Source organism: Pseudomonas sp. UV AK001 (assembly GCF_046097675.1).
GTDB lineage: Bacteria > Pseudomonadota > Gammaproteobacteria > Pseudomonadales > Pseudomonadaceae > Aquipseudomonas > Aquipseudomonas kribbensis.
The window spans coordinates 147,061-161,484 of record NZ_JBJUVZ010000004.1 but is presented as its reverse complement, the minus strand read 5'-3'; the positions used below and the strand labels follow the sequence as shown (position 1 = coordinate 161,484).

Sequence of the window (14,424 nt, the reverse complement as noted above, 5' to 3'; positions counted from 1 at the left end):
CTTTTGAGATGCGCCACCAGATACACGACCTGCTGGCCCCGCTGCCGGGGACCGCACGACAGATCCACAGCTTTCACTTCGGCCCGGACAAGGCCCAAGGCAAGATCTACATCCAGTCCTCGCTGCATGCCGACGAACTGCCCGGCATGCTCGTGGCCTGGCACCTCAAGCAGCGCCTGGCGGAGCTGGAAGCCGCCGGCCGCCTGATCAGCGAAATCGTGCTGGTGCCGGTGGCCAACCCGGTCGGCCTCGAACAAGTGCTGATGGACGTGCCGCTGGGCCGCTACGAACTGGAGAGCGGGCAGAATTTCAACCGCTGGTTCGTCGACCTCAGCGAAGAGATCGGCAACGAAATCGAATCGCAACTGTGCGACGACCCGCAGCGCAACCTCGAACTGATCCGCACCAGCCTGCGCAGCGCCCTCGCCCGCCATACCGCCACGACTCAGCTGCAATCCCAGCGCCTGACCCTGCAACGGCTGGCCTGTGACGCGGACATGGTTTTGGACCTGCACTGCGACTTCGAATCCGTGGTTCATCTCTACACCACGCCCGAGGCCTGGCCGCAGGTCGAGCCGCTGGCGCGCTACATCGAATCGCAGGCGAGCCTGCTGGCCACCGACTCCGGAGGCCAATCGTTCGACGAATGCTTCACCCTGTTGTGGTGGCAATTGAAGGAACGCTTCGGCGAGCACTTCGAGATCCCCCTCGGCAGTTTTTCGGTGACGGTCGAGCTGCGCGGCCAGGGCGACGTCAGCCATCCGGTGGCCAGTCGTGACTGCCAGGCGCTGCTCGATTACCTGACTCACTTCGGAGCCATCGCAGGCGCCTCGAAACCGCTGCCGGAGCTGCCGCTGCCGGCCACGCCGCTGGCGGGTGTCGAGCCGGTGACCACTCCGGTCGGCGGCCTGCTGGTGTACACCGCCACGCCCGGGCAGCACCTGGAAGCCGGGCAGCAAATCGCCGAAATCATCGACCCGATCAACGATCGGGTCACGCCTGTCCATTGCACCGCTTCCGGTCTGCTCTATGCCCGCTCGCTGCGGCGCATGGCCACGGCCGGCATGGTGATCGCCCACGTCGCGGGCGCCGAAGCCTATCGCAGCGGCTACTTACTTTCGCCTTGAGGATGCCTGTCCCATGTACAAACTGACCGTAGAAGGCCTGCACAAAAGCTATGGCGACCATCAGGTGCTCAAAGGCGTTTCGCTCAAAGCCAAAACCGGTGACGTGATCAGCCTGATCGGCGCCAGCGGCTCGGGCAAAAGCACCTTTTTGCGCTGCATCAACTTCCTCGAACAACCCAACGACGGCGCGATGAGCCTCGACGGCCAGGCGATCCGCATGGTCACCGACCGCCACGGCATGCACGTCGCCGACGCCGAGGAACTGCAACGCCTGCGCACCCGCCTCGCCATGGTGTTCCAGCATTTCAACCTGTGGAGCCACATGACCGTGCTGGAAAACATCACCATGGCCCCGCGCCGGGTGCTGGGTTGCAGCAAGGCCGAAGCCGATGATCGCGCCCGGCGTTATCTGGACAAGGTCGGCCTGCCGGCCCGGGTCGCCGATCAGTACCCGGCGTTTCTTTCCGGTGGCCAGCAACAACGGGTGGCCATTGCCCGGGCCCTGGCCATGGAGCCGGAAGTCATGCTGTTCGACGAACCGACCTCGGCGCTCGACCCGGAACTGGTCGGCGAAGTGCTCAAGGTGATCCAGGGCCTGGCCGAAGAAGGCCGGACCATGATCATGGTCACCCACGAAATGAGTTTTGCGCGCAAGGTCTCGAGCCAGGTGCTGTTCCTGCATCAGGGGCTGGTGGAAGAAGAAGGCGCGCCCGAAGAAGTGCTGGGCAATCCGAAAAGCGAACGCCTGAAGCAATTCCTCAGTGGCAATCTCAAGTAAAACTATTGCCCGGCCGGCGCGGTCACTGAAGGAACACCTTCAGAGCACACGTCGCCGGCATGGGCACTTCCACCGACTTCGCCAAACACTGGTTCAGCGCCCGCGACTGGAAGCCGTTCGCCTTTCAGAAACAAGTGTGGGCGGCAGTCAAACGTGGCGAATCCGGACTGCTGCACGCCAGCACCGGTGCCGGTAAAACCTACGCGGTGTGGTTTGCCGCGCTCAATCGATTTTCCCGCTCCGGGCCTGCTGGTGAGCCCCCCCGCAAACGCCCGCCGCCTGCCGAACCGCTGACCGTCTTGTGGATCACGCCGATGCGGGCGCTGGCCGCCGACACCGCGCGTGCCCTGCAAACGCCGCTGGACGATCTGCACATTCCCTGGAGCGTCGGCCTGCGCACCGGCGACACCGGCAGCAGCGAGCGCGCCCGGCAGAACCGGCGCCTGCCGACCGCGCTGATCACCACTCCGGAAAGCCTGACCCTGATGCTCGCCCGTGCCGACGCACAAACGGCGCTGTCGACCTTGCGCATGGTCGTGGTCGATGAATGGCACGAACTGCTCGGCAACAAACGCGGCGTGCAATTGCAACTGGCCCTCGCCCGCCTGCGGCGCTGGCATCCGGGACTGATCGTCTGGGGTGTTTCCGCGACGCTTGGCAATCAATCCCACGCCGAACAAGTGTTGATCCCACAGGGCGGTGGCGTGAGTGTCCAGGGTCAAAGCGAAAAAACGCTGCGTGTCGATACTCTGCTCCCACCGCAGATCGAGCGTTTTCCCTGGGCCGGGCATATCGGTCTGAAGATGTTGCCGCAGGTGGTCGCCGAACTGGACGTGTGCGCCAGCAGCCTGGTGTTCACCAACACCCGGGCGCAATCGGAAATCTGGTATCAGGCCTTGCTGGAAGCACGGCCGGACTGGGCCGGTCTGATTGCCTTGCACCACAGCTCGCTGTCCCGCGAAACCCGGGAGTGGGTTGAGCAGGCGTTGAAGAATGGCCAGCTCAAAGCGGTGGTTTGCACTTCAAGTCTCGATCTGGGGGTGGACTTTCTGCCCGTGGAGCGGGTGCTGCAAATCGGTTCGGCCAAAGGCGTGGCGCGCCTGATGCAGCGTGCCGGACGTTCAGGCCATGCGCCCGGTCGAACTTCGCGGGTGACCCTGGTGCCAACCCACAGTCTGGAACTGATCGAAGCCGCTGCCGCCCGCGATGCGGTGGCGCAGCGACGGATCGAACCGCGTCTGTCGCCCCACAAGCCGCTGGATGTGCTGGTGCAGCATCTGGTCAGCATTGCATTGGGCGGTGGCTTTTTACCCGAGGACTTGTACGAAGAAGTCCGGGGAGCCTGGGCTTATCGCGACCTGACGCTGGCGGAATGGGCCTGGGCGCTGGCATTCGTACGCCATGGCGGGATATCGCTGACGGCTTACCCGGATTACCGCCGGGTCGAGCCGGATGAGCACGGAATCTGGCGAGTGCCGGACGCGCGCCTGGCCCGGCGGCACCGGATGAGCATCGGCACCATCGTCAGCGACGCCTCTATCCATTTGAAATTCTGGAGCAAGGGCGGAGGCGGCAAGCAACTGGGCAGCGTCGAGGAAGGCTTCATCGCCCGCCTCAAACCCGGTGATGGTTTCCTGTTCGCCGGACGCTTGCTGGAACTGGTGCGGGTGGAAAACATGACCGCCTACGTCAAACGCAGCACCGCGAAAAAAGCCGCCGTGCCGCGCTGGAATGGCGGGCGCATGCCGCTGTCCAGCGAACTGGCCGAAGCGGTAGTCACCCGGTTCGGCGCGGCGGCACACGGTGAGTTTGCCGGCCCGGAAATGCAGGCCTTGCGACCGTTGCTGGAAACGCAGATGCGCTGGTCGGGTTTGCCGACGGCCGACAGCCTGCTGGCCGAAGTGTTGAAGTCCCGCGAAGGCTGGCACCTTTTCCTATATCCGTTTGCCGGACGTCAGGTGCATCTGGGGCTGGCCAGTCTGCTGGCGTGGCGGGTCAGCCAGCGCCTGCCAGTGACCTTCTCGATTGCGGTCAATGATTACGGACTGGAATTGCTCAGTGCCACGCCCGTTGACTGGTCTGTGCAACTGAATGGCGCCCTGCTCAGTCCCGAAAGTTTATTGAGAGACGTGCTGGCCAGTCTCAACGCGGGCGAGCTGGCGCTGCGCAGGTTTCGGGAAATCGCGCGGATCGCCGGCCTGGTGTTCGCCGGTTACCCCGGCGCGCCAAAAAGCACCCGACAGGTACAGGCCTCCAGCGGGCTGTTCTTCGAAGTGTTCAAGCAATACGACGCCGACAATCTGTTGCTGGCGCAGGCCGGGGAAGAAGTCCTACGGGAAGAACTGGATATTCGTCGACTGGAACAGACGCTGGAGCGAATCAACCGGATGAAACTGGACATGCACCTGATCAAACGCCCGACACCGCTCGGGTTTCCGTTGCTGGTCGAACGCATGCGCGAAAGCCTGAGTTCGGAAAAACTCGCCGATCGCATCCGGCGCATGGTCGGCGATCTGGAGAAAACCGCCGACAAGGGCCAATCCTGATGGGCGCGCCCTACCCTGTGCGTCTGGCGGGCGAAGAACTCTGGCTGTTGCCGGAAAAGGCACTGTACTGGCCGGCGCAACAGGCACTGCTGATTGCTGATGTGCATTTTGGCAAGGCTGCCGCTTACCGGCGCCTGGGGCAACCGGTACCGCAGGGCACCACGGCGAGTAACATTGCGGTGATCGAACAGTTGCTGGCGAAACTGCCGTGTCGGCAACTGATCTTCCTCGGTGATTTTTTGCATGGCCCCGGCTCCCACGCCCCTGGCACCCTGCTGGCATTGGCGCAATGGCGGGCGCGTCATGCGGATCTGCCGATCACGCTGATTCGTGGCAATCACGATAAACGTGCCGGTGATCCGCCGCAGGCGCTGAATATTCGGGTGGTGCCGGAGCCCTTGCTGCTCGGGCCCTTCGCCTTGCAGCACGAACCCGATCCGCACCCTGAACGCCACGTCCTCGCCGGGCACGTGCATCCGGTTTATCGATTGAACGGCAAGGGGCGTCAGCGTCTGCGGCTGGCGTGTTTCAGACTGGGAGAGCGCATCAGCCTGCTGCCGGCCTTCGGCGCCTTCACCGGCGGTTATCCGGTGGAGAAGGAAGACAGCTGTCGGATCTTTGTCATTGGCGACAACGAAATATGGCCCGTCGGATGAAGTCCTGTTCAGGATTCAGCCGACGGGCCATACATTCAATCACGCGACGGGCGCAGGTGGCGGTTTGTCCGGCAACGTTGGTTCGCCGGGCTCGGTCGGTTCTTCGTTGGGGGTGTCGGGATCGGGCTGGTGAGGAATTCCGCCAGCCAGGGTGACGGGCGGGTGTGCCAGCAACGACCAGGCCAATACGCCAACCTGATTGGGCTCGAGCCTTGCCAGTTCGGCAGTGATTTGCGGATCGATCTTCATGGAGCACTCCTCGGCGAAGGCCCGTCCCGCTGTTCGCGAAACGGGCAGTACACCCCATAGAGTGTCTACCCGCCGAAGAATTCCCGGTAACTGCCGGATGGACGGCTCAGGTCCGCGGCAGGGTCACGCCACGCTGGCCCTGGTACTTGCCGGCACGGTCCTTGTAGGAGACTTCGCATTCCTCGTCGGACTCCAGGAACAGCATCTGCGCCACACCTTCGTTGGCGTAGATCTTCGCCGGCAGGTTGGTGGTGTTGGAGAACTCCAGGGTCACCTGGCCTTCCCACTCGGGCTCGAGCGGAGTGACGTTGACGATGATGCCGCAACGGGCGTAGGTGCTTTTGCCCAGGCAGATGGTCAGCACGTTGCGTGGAATACGGAAGTATTCAACGGTCGTGGCCAGGGCGAAGGAGTTCGGCGGGATGATGCAGACGTCACTGTGGACATCGACGAAGCTGCCGGCGTCGAAGTTCTTCGGATCGACGATGGCCGAATTGATGTTGGTGAACACCTTGAAGTGGTTGGTGCAACGCACATCGTAGCCGTAGCTCGACACACCGTAGGAGATCACCCGGCTGTCGTCGCTGCCACGTACCTGGCGCTCGACGAACGGCTCGATCATGCCGTGTTCCTGCGCCATGCGGCGAATCCACTTGTCCGATTTGATGCTCATGGCGGGGTGTCCTGAATAGCGAGGTGGAAAAAATCTGTCCGGCATCTTACCGGGCGCGCCGCCGGGTTCAAAGTCCAGGGTGCAAATCTCGCCGAACATGCAGGAAATACGCGGCTTCGCGACGAACCGTCACACCGCCGATCCCTAAAAAGGAGAAACCTTCGCAAGAAGCATTGGCACGTTCCGGAAAAAGGGTTAAGGTGGCGCCACTGTGCTGCTTGTGTCACTGAGAATCTCTACACGATATGTTGAATTTCGATCCAACCATCTACAAGAATTTTTCCTGCTCTTTGCACTCAGTCTCGGCCAGGGTTCTTCCTGAGTCGCAGTTATCTTTGTTCAAGGAGTTACACCATGTCTAATCGCCAAACCGGTACCGTTAAGTGGTTCAACGATGAAAAAGGCTTCGGCTTCATCACTCCACAATCCGGTGACGACCTGTTCGTTCACTTCAAAGCTATCCAGTCCGACGGCTTCAAAAGCCTGAAAGAAGGCCAACAGGTTTCTTTCATCGCTACCCGCGGTCAGAAAGGCATGCAAGCTGAAGAAGTACAAGTTATCTAACTTGTAGCTTCCCAGCTAAGAAGCCCCGCCCTTAAAAGCGGGGCTTTTTTGTGGGTGCCTGTTTTGTACAGGCAAAAAAAACGCAGCCCGACAAAGGCAGCGTTTTTTTTGTGTGCGGCGTTACCAGGCCACGCCAAACCCGGCGGTGTAGCGGGTCTTGTTCAGATCCGCATCCTTGGTGCCACTGATGATGTCACGCTCGGCCTTGAGATTGAGCGAGGCCCAGTCCGTCACCTTGTAGCGCAGGCCCACTTCCGAATCCAGGGCATAGTTGGCAACGTCCGACAGCGGCTTGCCAATCTCGCCAGTGGTGAAGAACTGCACTTTCTTGCCGATCAGGTAGCGGTTGTAGTCCCATTTCATGGCGACGGAATAGAAGTTGTCCGTGCCGCCGTCGCTGTACTCGTAATCGGTGCGGTTGAGCAGCGAGCCGAGGGAGAAGGCGCCAAGCTCGTCATCCCAGAACTGATAGCCCGGACCGGTACCGACCACCCGCTGGCGCGACAGCTCTTCGACGTAATCGCGCTTGTAGTTCAACCGTCCCTGCCAGAACCACTTGTCGGTCAGGAAGCGGTCCAGTGCATATTCGGCGCGCCAGTTGTTGGTGGTCACCACCTCATCCTGGACTTCACGGTTGTACTCGCCCTCGGCGGTATGACGCCAACGGCCATGGCGCGCCGAAGTCTTGAAGCCGACGTCGTAGTCATTGGTGTCTTTTTCGGCACGCTGATAATCCAGGGCCAGATCGACATTGCCCTTCCAGACCAGATCCTCGACCACCGGCTTGGGCTTGAGAATCTGCTGGATGCTCGCCAGTTCGACGGTTTTCGGTGCCTCGCCGTTGGCCAGGGTAACCTTGCCATCGTCGGCGGCGGTCAGCGACTTGGCTTTCTCGCCGCTGTAGGCGTCCTGCTTGACCAGCAGTTCCTGATCGCTTTCCAGCGTCTTCACCTGTTTCCAGTCGATGGTGACCGCGCCGGCGTACTGGGTCTGGACCAGCAACTTGCCGCCATCGAACAGGGTGATTTTGCCGCTCAGCTTGTCTCCGTTCTTCAACCAGACGGTATCGGCAAGCAAGGGCGTGGACGCACTGAAGACAGCAAGGCACAACAGGGTTCTGGACAACATAAGCGAATCGGGGGCTCGGGTTTGCGAAAAAAAGGGTCGGCATTATCCGTAGGAATAATCCTCTGACAAGGAGTGACCCGGCTATTTCTGTTGAGTTCATTTCTCAATTGCCCGATCACGGATTACCCTTTCATCCATGAATCGACCCTGTTCAGGAACGGCGCACGTGACAGACCCGATACAAGCCTGCGAAAACGATCCGCAAATCCGACGCACGGCACTCTACTCGACCCTTGCCCAGGTACCTGAGGGCAAGGTGGTCAGCTATGGTCAGTTGGCCGAACTGGCCGGGTTGGGGCGCGCCGCCCGCTGGGTCGGCCGCACCCTGAGCCAGTTGCCGGGCGACACCAAGCTGCCCTGGCACCGCGTACTCGGTGCCGGCGGTCGGATCAGCCTGCCGGCAGGCAGCCCTTCGGGTGATGAGCAGCGGGCACGATTGCGTATGGAGGGCGTTACGATCCTGAACAATCGTGTGGATATTCGGCGCCATGGCTGGCGTCCGGTAGAGCACAGCGGTTAGAGTGCGCGCTTTGTTTTCGCAATCTTGAGGCAGACTTCAGCCCATGCCCCGTAAAACCTGGCGCGCCGCGCTCGCCGCCTATGCCAGTCCTTCGACGCTCGTGCTGTTGTTGCTGGGTTTCGCCGCCGGCCTGCCGTACATGCTGGTGTTCTCGACACTTTCGGTCTGGCTGCGTGAAGCCGGTGTAGCCCGCGAGACGATCGGCTATGCGAGCCTGATCGGTCTGGCCTATGCCTTCAAATGGGTCTGGTCGCCGCTGCTCGATCAATGGCGCCTGCCATTACTGGGCAAACTGGGCCGACGCCGTTCGTGGCTGGTGCTTGCGCAGTCGCTGGTGATCCTCGGCCTGATCGGCATGGGCTTCTGCGACCCGCAGAAACACCTGTCCTGGCTGATCGCCATTGCCGTGATCGTCGCCTTCGCTTCCGCCACCCAGGACATCGCCGTCGACGCCTATCGCCTGGAAATCGCCGAAGACAACCGCCAGGCTGCCCTGGCCGCCAGTTACATGTCCGGTTATCGGGTCGCGGCTCTGCTGGCGACTGCCGGCGCACTGTTCTTCGCCGAAGGCTTCGGCTCCACCGGCTTCAACTACCAGCATTCCGCCTGGACCGGCACTTACGCGCTGTTCGGCGCCTTGATGGTGCCTGCCCTGATCACCACCCTGCTGATGCGCGAGCCGCCAGTGCCGCTGCGTACCCAGTTGCAGGCCGGGCGCTACACCTTCATGCATCAGCTGATGTCGGTGTTCGTGCTGATCGTCCTGCTGGTTTCCGTACCGGCCATGTTCACCCAGCTCTACAACACCGATTTCGCCAGCGTGCTGTTCGGCACCATGAGCCCGCTGGACCTGCTGCTGGAAGACCGGGCATTCCTGCGCGCCATTCTCTATACCCTGCTGACAGGTCTGTGCCTGTCGACCATGGGTCGCCGTGGCCTGGCGCCGGTGCTGACGCCGGTGAACGATTTCATCCTGCGCTACCGCTGGCAGGCCCTGCTGCTGCTCGGCCTGATCGCCACCTATCGCATGTCGGACACGGTGATGGGCGTAATGGCCAACGTGTTCTACATCGACCAGGGCTTCACCAAGGACCAGATCGCCAGTGTCAGCAAGATCTTCGGCCTGATCATGACCCTGGTGGGCGCCGGCATGGGCGGCCTGCTGATCGTGCGCTTCGGGATTCTGCCGATCCTGTTCATAGGCGGTGCCGCATCGGCAGCCACCAACCTGATGTTCGTGATGCTGGCGGACATGGGCCCGAACCTGCAGATGCTGGTGGTGACCATTTCCCTCGACAACTTCAGCTCGGGCATGGCCACTTCGGCGTTCGTCGCCTATCTGTCGAGCCTGACCAACCTGAAGTTCTCCGCGACCCAGTACGCTCTCCTCAGCTCGATCATGCTGCTGCTGCCGCGCCTCATCGGCGGCTACTCCGGGGTCATGGTGGAGAAGTTCGGCTATCACAACTTCTTCATCATCACGGCGGCGCTCGGCGTACCGACCCTGGTACTGATCGCCCTGCACTGGTTCCAGGAGAGTCGCCGCGAAGGCCCGACACCGACACCGGAACCCGTGTCGACGCCCGTCGCCGAAGAGTCGTAAGACATCTCGCACCCGGCGGGAGGGTTTCCGCCGGGCCTGCACTTCTGTACGTCGGCAGCTCTCGCCGGTACACTGCTCCGTCATTTCCAGTCATAGCAACCGACAACGGCCAACCATGCGCACCAGTCAATTTTTGCTCGCCACACAAAAAGAAACGCCTTCCGACGCGGTCGTCATCAGCCATCAGCTGATGCTGCGCGCCGGCATGATCCGCAAACTCGCCTCGGGCCTGTACACCTGGCTGCCGATGGGCCTGCGGGTAATGCGCAAGGTGGAAGCCATCGTTCGCGAAGAGATGAACGCCGCCGGCTCTCTGGAAGTGTTGATGCCGAGCACCCAACCGGCCGAGCTGTGGCAGGAATCGGGGCGCTGGGAAGAATACGGCCCTGAGCTGCTGCGCATCAAAGACCGTCACGGTCGCGACTTCTGCGCGGGCCCGACCCACGAAGAAGTGATCACCGATCTGATGCGCAACGAGTTGAGCAGCTACAAGCAGCTGCCAATCAACCTGTACCAGATCCAGACCAAGTTCCGTGACGAAATCCGCCCACGCTTCGGTTTGATGCGCGGCCGTGAATTCATCATGAAGGACGCGTACTCGTTCCACGCCGACCAGGCGTCGCTGCAGGTCACCTATGACCGCATGCACGAGGCGTACTGCAACGTGTTCACCCGTCTGGGCCTGAAATTCCGTCCGGTGGAAGCCGACAACGGTTCCATCGGCGGTGCCGGCTCCCACGAATTCCACGTGCTGGCCGAATCCGGCGAAGACGATATCGTCTTCAGCAACGGCTCCGACTACGCCGCGAACATCGAGAAAGCCGAAGCCGTACCGCGTGAAACTTCCCGCGCTGCGCCGGCCGAAGAACTGCGCCTGGTCGACACTCCGGACACCAAGACCATCGCGGCCCTGGTGGAAAAATTCGGTCTGCCGATTGAAAAGACCATCAAGACCCTGATCGTGCACGCCGAAGAAGAAGGCAAGCTGATCGCCCTGGTCATCCGTGGCGACCACGAGCTGAACGAAATCAAGGCTGCCCAGCAACCTGGCGTCGCCAGCCCGCTGGTCATGGCGTCCGACGCTGAACTGCGTGACGCCATCGGCGCCGGCGCCGGTTCCCTCGGCCCGCTGAACCTGCCGCTGCCGATCATCATCGACCGTTCGGTCGAGCTGATGAGCGACTTCGGCATCGGTGCCAACATCGACGACAAGCACTACTTCGGCGTGAACTGGGAGCGTGACCTGCCGGTTCCGACCGTGGCCGACCTGCGCAACGTCGTGGCCGGCGACCCGAGCCCGGACGGCAAGGGCACCCTGGAAATCAAGCGCGGCATCGAAGTCGGGCACATCTTCCAGCTGGGCAACAAGTACAGCAAGGCGATGAAGTGCGAAGTGCTGGGCGAGAACGGCAAGCCAGTCACCCTGGAAATGGGTTGCTACGGCATCGGCGTGTCCCGCGTGGTGGCTGCGGCCATCGAGCAGAACAACGACGAGAACGGCATCATCTGGAGCGACGCCCTGGCACCATTCCAGATCGCGCTGGTACCGCTGCGCTATGAAACCGAGCAGGTGCGCGAGGCCACCGACAAGCTGTACGCGGAACTGACCGCTGCCGGCTTCGAAGTGCTGCTGGACGATCGCGACAAGAAAACCAGCCCGGGCATCAAGTTCGCGGACATGGAACTGATCGGCATTCCACACCGGATCGTGGTCAGCGACCGCGGCCTCGCCGAAGGCAACCTGGAATACAAGAGCCGTACCGAAGGCCAGGCGCAAGCGCTGCCGGTTGCCGACGTACTGTCCTTCCTGCAGGCCCGTATCCGCCGCTGAAACCAGATAGAGTCCTCATGTTCAAGCGAAACACCTTAGGCCTCGGTGGTGCCGCCCTGTGCGGCACCCTGCTGGTCAGCGGCTGTGCCAATCACATGTCACAGCGCAGCGAGCACGAAGAGCGGGTCGAGCGAAAGCTGCTCGATCACAGCCTGCAGATCGATGTCGGTGAGCCTAAGGTGCTTGAGCTGCCGCAGAGACGCGTAAAGATCAACGAACAGAAAACCTTCGAAGTCACTGAGTACGAAGTGACCCGTCGTTATGACCGCTACACGCCTTACCAGCCCTGGCGCGAAATCTACGAGATTCCGCTGGGTGCCGTGGCGGTGGTGGCCGGCGTCGGGGCCAACGTGGTCAACGTATTCGCCTTCGGCACCCTGCCGGACAGCGTGACCAAGGACTGGCTGAGCTACGGATTCGCCGGGCTCAACCCGTTCATGAACGTGCAGTCCCATGGTCGTGCACAGCAGAACCTGGCCGGTATCGATGAAGTCCAGCGCGACAAGCGCATGGAGTATTCGAGCCTGCCGTGGAGCGAGCGCCCGGTGCAGGTCAAGGCCGGCAAGCAGACCTTCGACATGACCACCGACCGCAACGGCGTGCTGCGCCTGAACCTGCTGGACAGTCCGTTCGCCGAAAACGATCTGAACCATGTCGGCAAACTGCAGATCAGTGTCGAAGACGCCAAGGATGACGTGCATTCCGACTCGTCCCTGACGATCAGCAGTCACCTGCGTGGCAAGCTGCTGGAAGCCCACGGCCTGATTTACGACGATCTGGAAGACGACGAAGTGAGCCAGTGGGTGCACCGGGTCAAACGCCTGTCGGAACTGGGTCTGGAAGAAGAAGCCAGCGAGCTGGAACAGAGCCTGATCGAACTGACACGCAACGATCCCGAGTTGCAGGCCGAGTTCCTCAAGTCGCTGACCAAGGATGCCGGGCGACTGGTGGCGGACCCCGGTCCGAACTGACAACGCTTTATAGAAGAGCCCGAACCTGTTTCGGGCTTTTTTATATGCGCTACCGCTCGAACAACTCCATTTGTTCAAAACCGCCGCGCAAATCCTCCAGCCGCACACCCACCCCAAGCAGCCGCACCGGTTTGCCACCCCGATTGAACGCCTGCGTCAGCATCAACTGATAACTGCCCAGATCCCGCCCTGCCCCGGCCTGCTCCAGCGTGGTCTGGGTAAAGTCATGGAATTTCACTTTGACGAACGGCTTGCCCGGCCGGTAGCTGCTGTCGATCCGCGCCATGCGGGTTTTCAGGGTTTCCAGCAATTCAGGCAGCTTGTCCAGGCAACTGCGCAGATCCGGCAGATCCACGTCGTAGGTGTTTTCCACACTGATCGACTGACGACGGCTGTCGTTTTGCACCTGCCGCTCATCTATCCCACGGGCAAGGCTCCAGAGTCGCTCGCCAAAACTGCCGAATTCGCGCACCAGAGCCAACTTGTCCCACTCGCGCAGTTGCGAGCAGTCGTTGATTCCCAGCTTGCCCAGTTTGTCCGCAGTGACCTTGCCGACGCCGTGCAGCTTGCTCACCGGCAGACCACTGACGAAGTCTTCGACCTGATCCGGCGTGATGACGAACAAACCGTTGGGCTTTTTCCAGTCGCTGGCGATCTTGGCCAGAAACTTGTTCGGCGCCACCCCGGCCGAGACCGTGATGTGCAATTGATTGGAGACCCGGCGCCGGATGTCCTGGGCGATGCGCGTAGCGCTGCCACCGAAATGCGCGCTGTCCGAGACATCGAGGTAGGCCTCGTCCAGCGATAGCGGTTCGATCAGGTCGGTGTAATCGCGAAAGATCGTGTGAATTTCCTTCGATGCCTCACGGTAGGCGTCCATCCGCGGCTTGACGATGGTCAGGTCCGGGCACAGTTTCAAGGCATGCCCGGAGGACATCGCCGACCGCACGCCGTAAGCCCGCGCCTCATAGTTGCAGGTGGCAATCACCCCGCGCCGGTCTGCCGAACCACCCACCGCCAGCGGTTTGCCGGCCAGGCGCGGATCGTCACGCATCTCGATGGCGGCGTAGAAACAGTCACAGTCGATGTGGATGATTTTTCGCTGGGTCATGACAGAAAAGGAAACGTGGCAAGCCGGATGGGCAGTATCTCACTGACACCTGTATATAGCACCAGTGGTATGAACGTTCTTTTCCAGCGGTAGGAAACGTCCATTGAATTTATTTTCTCAATCGGAAATCGCTGACCAATAGAGCTGAAACCCGCGTCCTGCCTGACCTGCGGCCCCGCCAGCGGCCTCGAAAAATAGCTAACCAATTGAACCAGAACAGATTTTATCCGGATTCAAGGTTGACACCCCGGCGATCCTCTGTAGAATGCCGCCACACAGACGCGGGATGGAGCAGTCTGGTAGCTCGTCGGGCTCATAACCCGAAGGTCGTCGGTTCAAATCCGGCTCCCGCAACCAAACATCGAAAAAGGCCAATCGAAAGATTGGCCTTTTTTGTGCGCGTCTGTTTTTCATTGGGCAATCATCCGGGCCAAACAGGAATCCTTTGCAATTCCGAAACTTACCGCCCTCCTGCGACGGATTGACGCGATTTCACGCTTATTTGACCCTTCACGGGATTAACGGTTGACACCCCGCCGTTCGCCTGTAGAATGCCGCCACACAGACGCGGGATGGAGCAGTCTGGTAGCTCGTCGGGCTCATAACCCGAAGGTCGTCGGTTCAAATCCGGCTCCCGCAACCAAACATCAAAAAAGGCTGCTCGAAA

The 14,424-nt window shown here is 61.2% G+C and carries 13 protein-coding genes and 2 tRNA genes; 11 read left to right on the top strand and 4 right to left on the bottom strand.

Annotated elements, in window-relative coordinates; genetic code table 11:
• Positions 1-8 precede the first annotated feature (8 nt).
• Genes ACKLNA_RS14225 through pdeM form a run of 4 tightly spaced genes read left to right on the top strand, consistent with a single transcriptional unit; the run spans position 9 to position 5,107 of the window.
• Entirely contained in the window at positions 9-1,127 is a 1,119-nt protein-coding gene (locus tag ACKLNA_RS14225) for a succinylglutamate desuccinylase/aspartoacylase family protein (RefSeq protein WP_408986207.1), read from the top strand.
• A 13-nt stretch (positions 1,128-1,140) separates the two neighbouring features.
• On the top strand, positions 1,141-1,905 hold the full coding sequence (locus tag ACKLNA_RS14220; RefSeq protein WP_408986206.1) for an ABC transporter ATP-binding protein: 765 nt from the start codon (positions 1,141-1,143) through the stop codon (positions 1,903-1,905).
• A gap of 59 nt (positions 1,906-1,964) precedes the next feature.
• Complete coding sequence (locus ACKLNA_RS14215) at positions 1,965-4,451, top strand: ligase-associated DNA damage response DEXH box helicase (protein WP_408986205.1); 2,487 nt, start codon at positions 1,965-1,967, stop codon at positions 4,449-4,451.
• A complete protein-coding gene (pdeM, locus tag ACKLNA_RS14210) occupies positions 4,451-5,107 on the top strand; it encodes a ligase-associated DNA damage response endonuclease PdeM (protein ID WP_408986204.1) in 657 nt (218 codons plus the stop codon). The genes ACKLNA_RS14215 and pdeM overlap by 1 nt, the downstream gene beginning before the upstream one ends.
• Before the next feature lie 39 nt (positions 5,108-5,146).
• Here the strand turns inward: pdeM and ACKLNA_RS14205 are convergent, their stop codons facing one another.
• Positions 5,147-5,356: a hypothetical protein gene (locus ACKLNA_RS14205; protein ID WP_065259270.1), complete on the bottom strand. Its 210-nt coding sequence runs from the start codon at positions 5,354-5,356 to the stop codon at positions 5,147-5,149.
• Positions 5,357-5,462: 106 nt separating this feature from the next.
• A complete protein-coding gene (gene dcd / locus ACKLNA_RS14200; RefSeq protein WP_007954988.1) occupies positions 5,463-6,029 on the bottom strand; it encodes a dCTP deaminase in 567 nt (188 codons plus the stop codon).
• Between the two features lie 354 nt (positions 6,030-6,383).
• Between dcd and ACKLNA_RS14195 the strand changes: the two genes are divergently transcribed.
• On the top strand, positions 6,384-6,593 hold the full coding sequence (locus ACKLNA_RS14195; protein WP_002554837.1) for a cold-shock protein: 210 nt from the start codon (positions 6,384-6,386) through the stop codon (positions 6,591-6,593).
• A gap of 120 nt (positions 6,594-6,713) precedes the next feature.
• On the opposite strand, the gene ACKLNA_RS14190 is transcribed toward ACKLNA_RS14195, so the two are convergent.
• Positions 6,714-7,721, bottom strand: coding sequence for a DUF481 domain-containing protein (locus ACKLNA_RS14190; RefSeq protein WP_408986203.1), 1,008 nt, complete (start codon positions 7,719-7,721; stop codon positions 6,714-6,716).
• Positions 7,722-7,857: 136 nt separating this feature from the next.
• Here ACKLNA_RS14190 and ACKLNA_RS14185 point away from each other — a divergent pair, with 136 nt between their 5' ends.
• The 4 genes from ACKLNA_RS14185 to ACKLNA_RS14170 all read left to right on the top strand — a co-directional run bounded on the left by ACKLNA_RS14185 (position 7,858) and on the right by ACKLNA_RS14170 (position 12,646).
• On the top strand, positions 7,858-8,241 hold the full coding sequence (locus ACKLNA_RS14185) for an MGMT family protein (RefSeq protein ID WP_162803463.1): 384 nt from the start codon (positions 7,858-7,860) through the stop codon (positions 8,239-8,241).
• A gap of 43 nt (positions 8,242-8,284) precedes the next feature.
• Positions 8,285-9,844: an AmpG family muropeptide MFS transporter gene (locus ACKLNA_RS14180; RefSeq protein WP_408986202.1), complete on the top strand. Its 1,560-nt coding sequence runs from the start codon at positions 8,285-8,287 to the stop codon at positions 9,842-9,844.
• 115 nt (positions 9,845-9,959) lie between these two features.
• Positions 9,960-11,675 (top strand): proline--tRNA ligase, encoded by a 1,716-nt coding sequence (locus tag ACKLNA_RS14175; protein ID WP_085712917.1) that lies wholly within the window; start codon positions 9,960-9,962, stop codon positions 11,673-11,675.
• Positions 11,676-11,692: 17 nt separating this feature from the next.
• Positions 11,693-12,646, top strand: a complete 954-nt coding sequence (locus ACKLNA_RS14170; protein WP_085712916.1) for a hypothetical protein — start codon at positions 11,693-11,695, stop codon at positions 12,644-12,646.
• A 49-nt stretch (positions 12,647-12,695) separates the two neighbouring features.
• Here the strand turns inward: ACKLNA_RS14170 and dinB are convergent, their stop codons facing one another.
• Positions 12,696-13,757 (bottom strand): DNA polymerase IV, encoded by a 1,062-nt coding sequence (gene dinB, locus ACKLNA_RS14165; RefSeq protein ID WP_408986201.1) that lies wholly within the window; start codon positions 13,755-13,757, stop codon positions 12,696-12,698.
• A 280-nt stretch (positions 13,758-14,037) separates the two neighbouring features.
• Here dinB and ACKLNA_RS14160 point away from each other — a divergent pair.
• A tRNA-Met gene (locus ACKLNA_RS14160) sits at positions 14,038-14,114 on the top strand.
• A 209-nt stretch (positions 14,115-14,323) separates the two neighbouring features.
• Positions 14,324-14,400, top strand: a tRNA-Met gene (locus ACKLNA_RS14155).
• Positions 14,401-14,424: the final 24 nt, after the last annotated feature.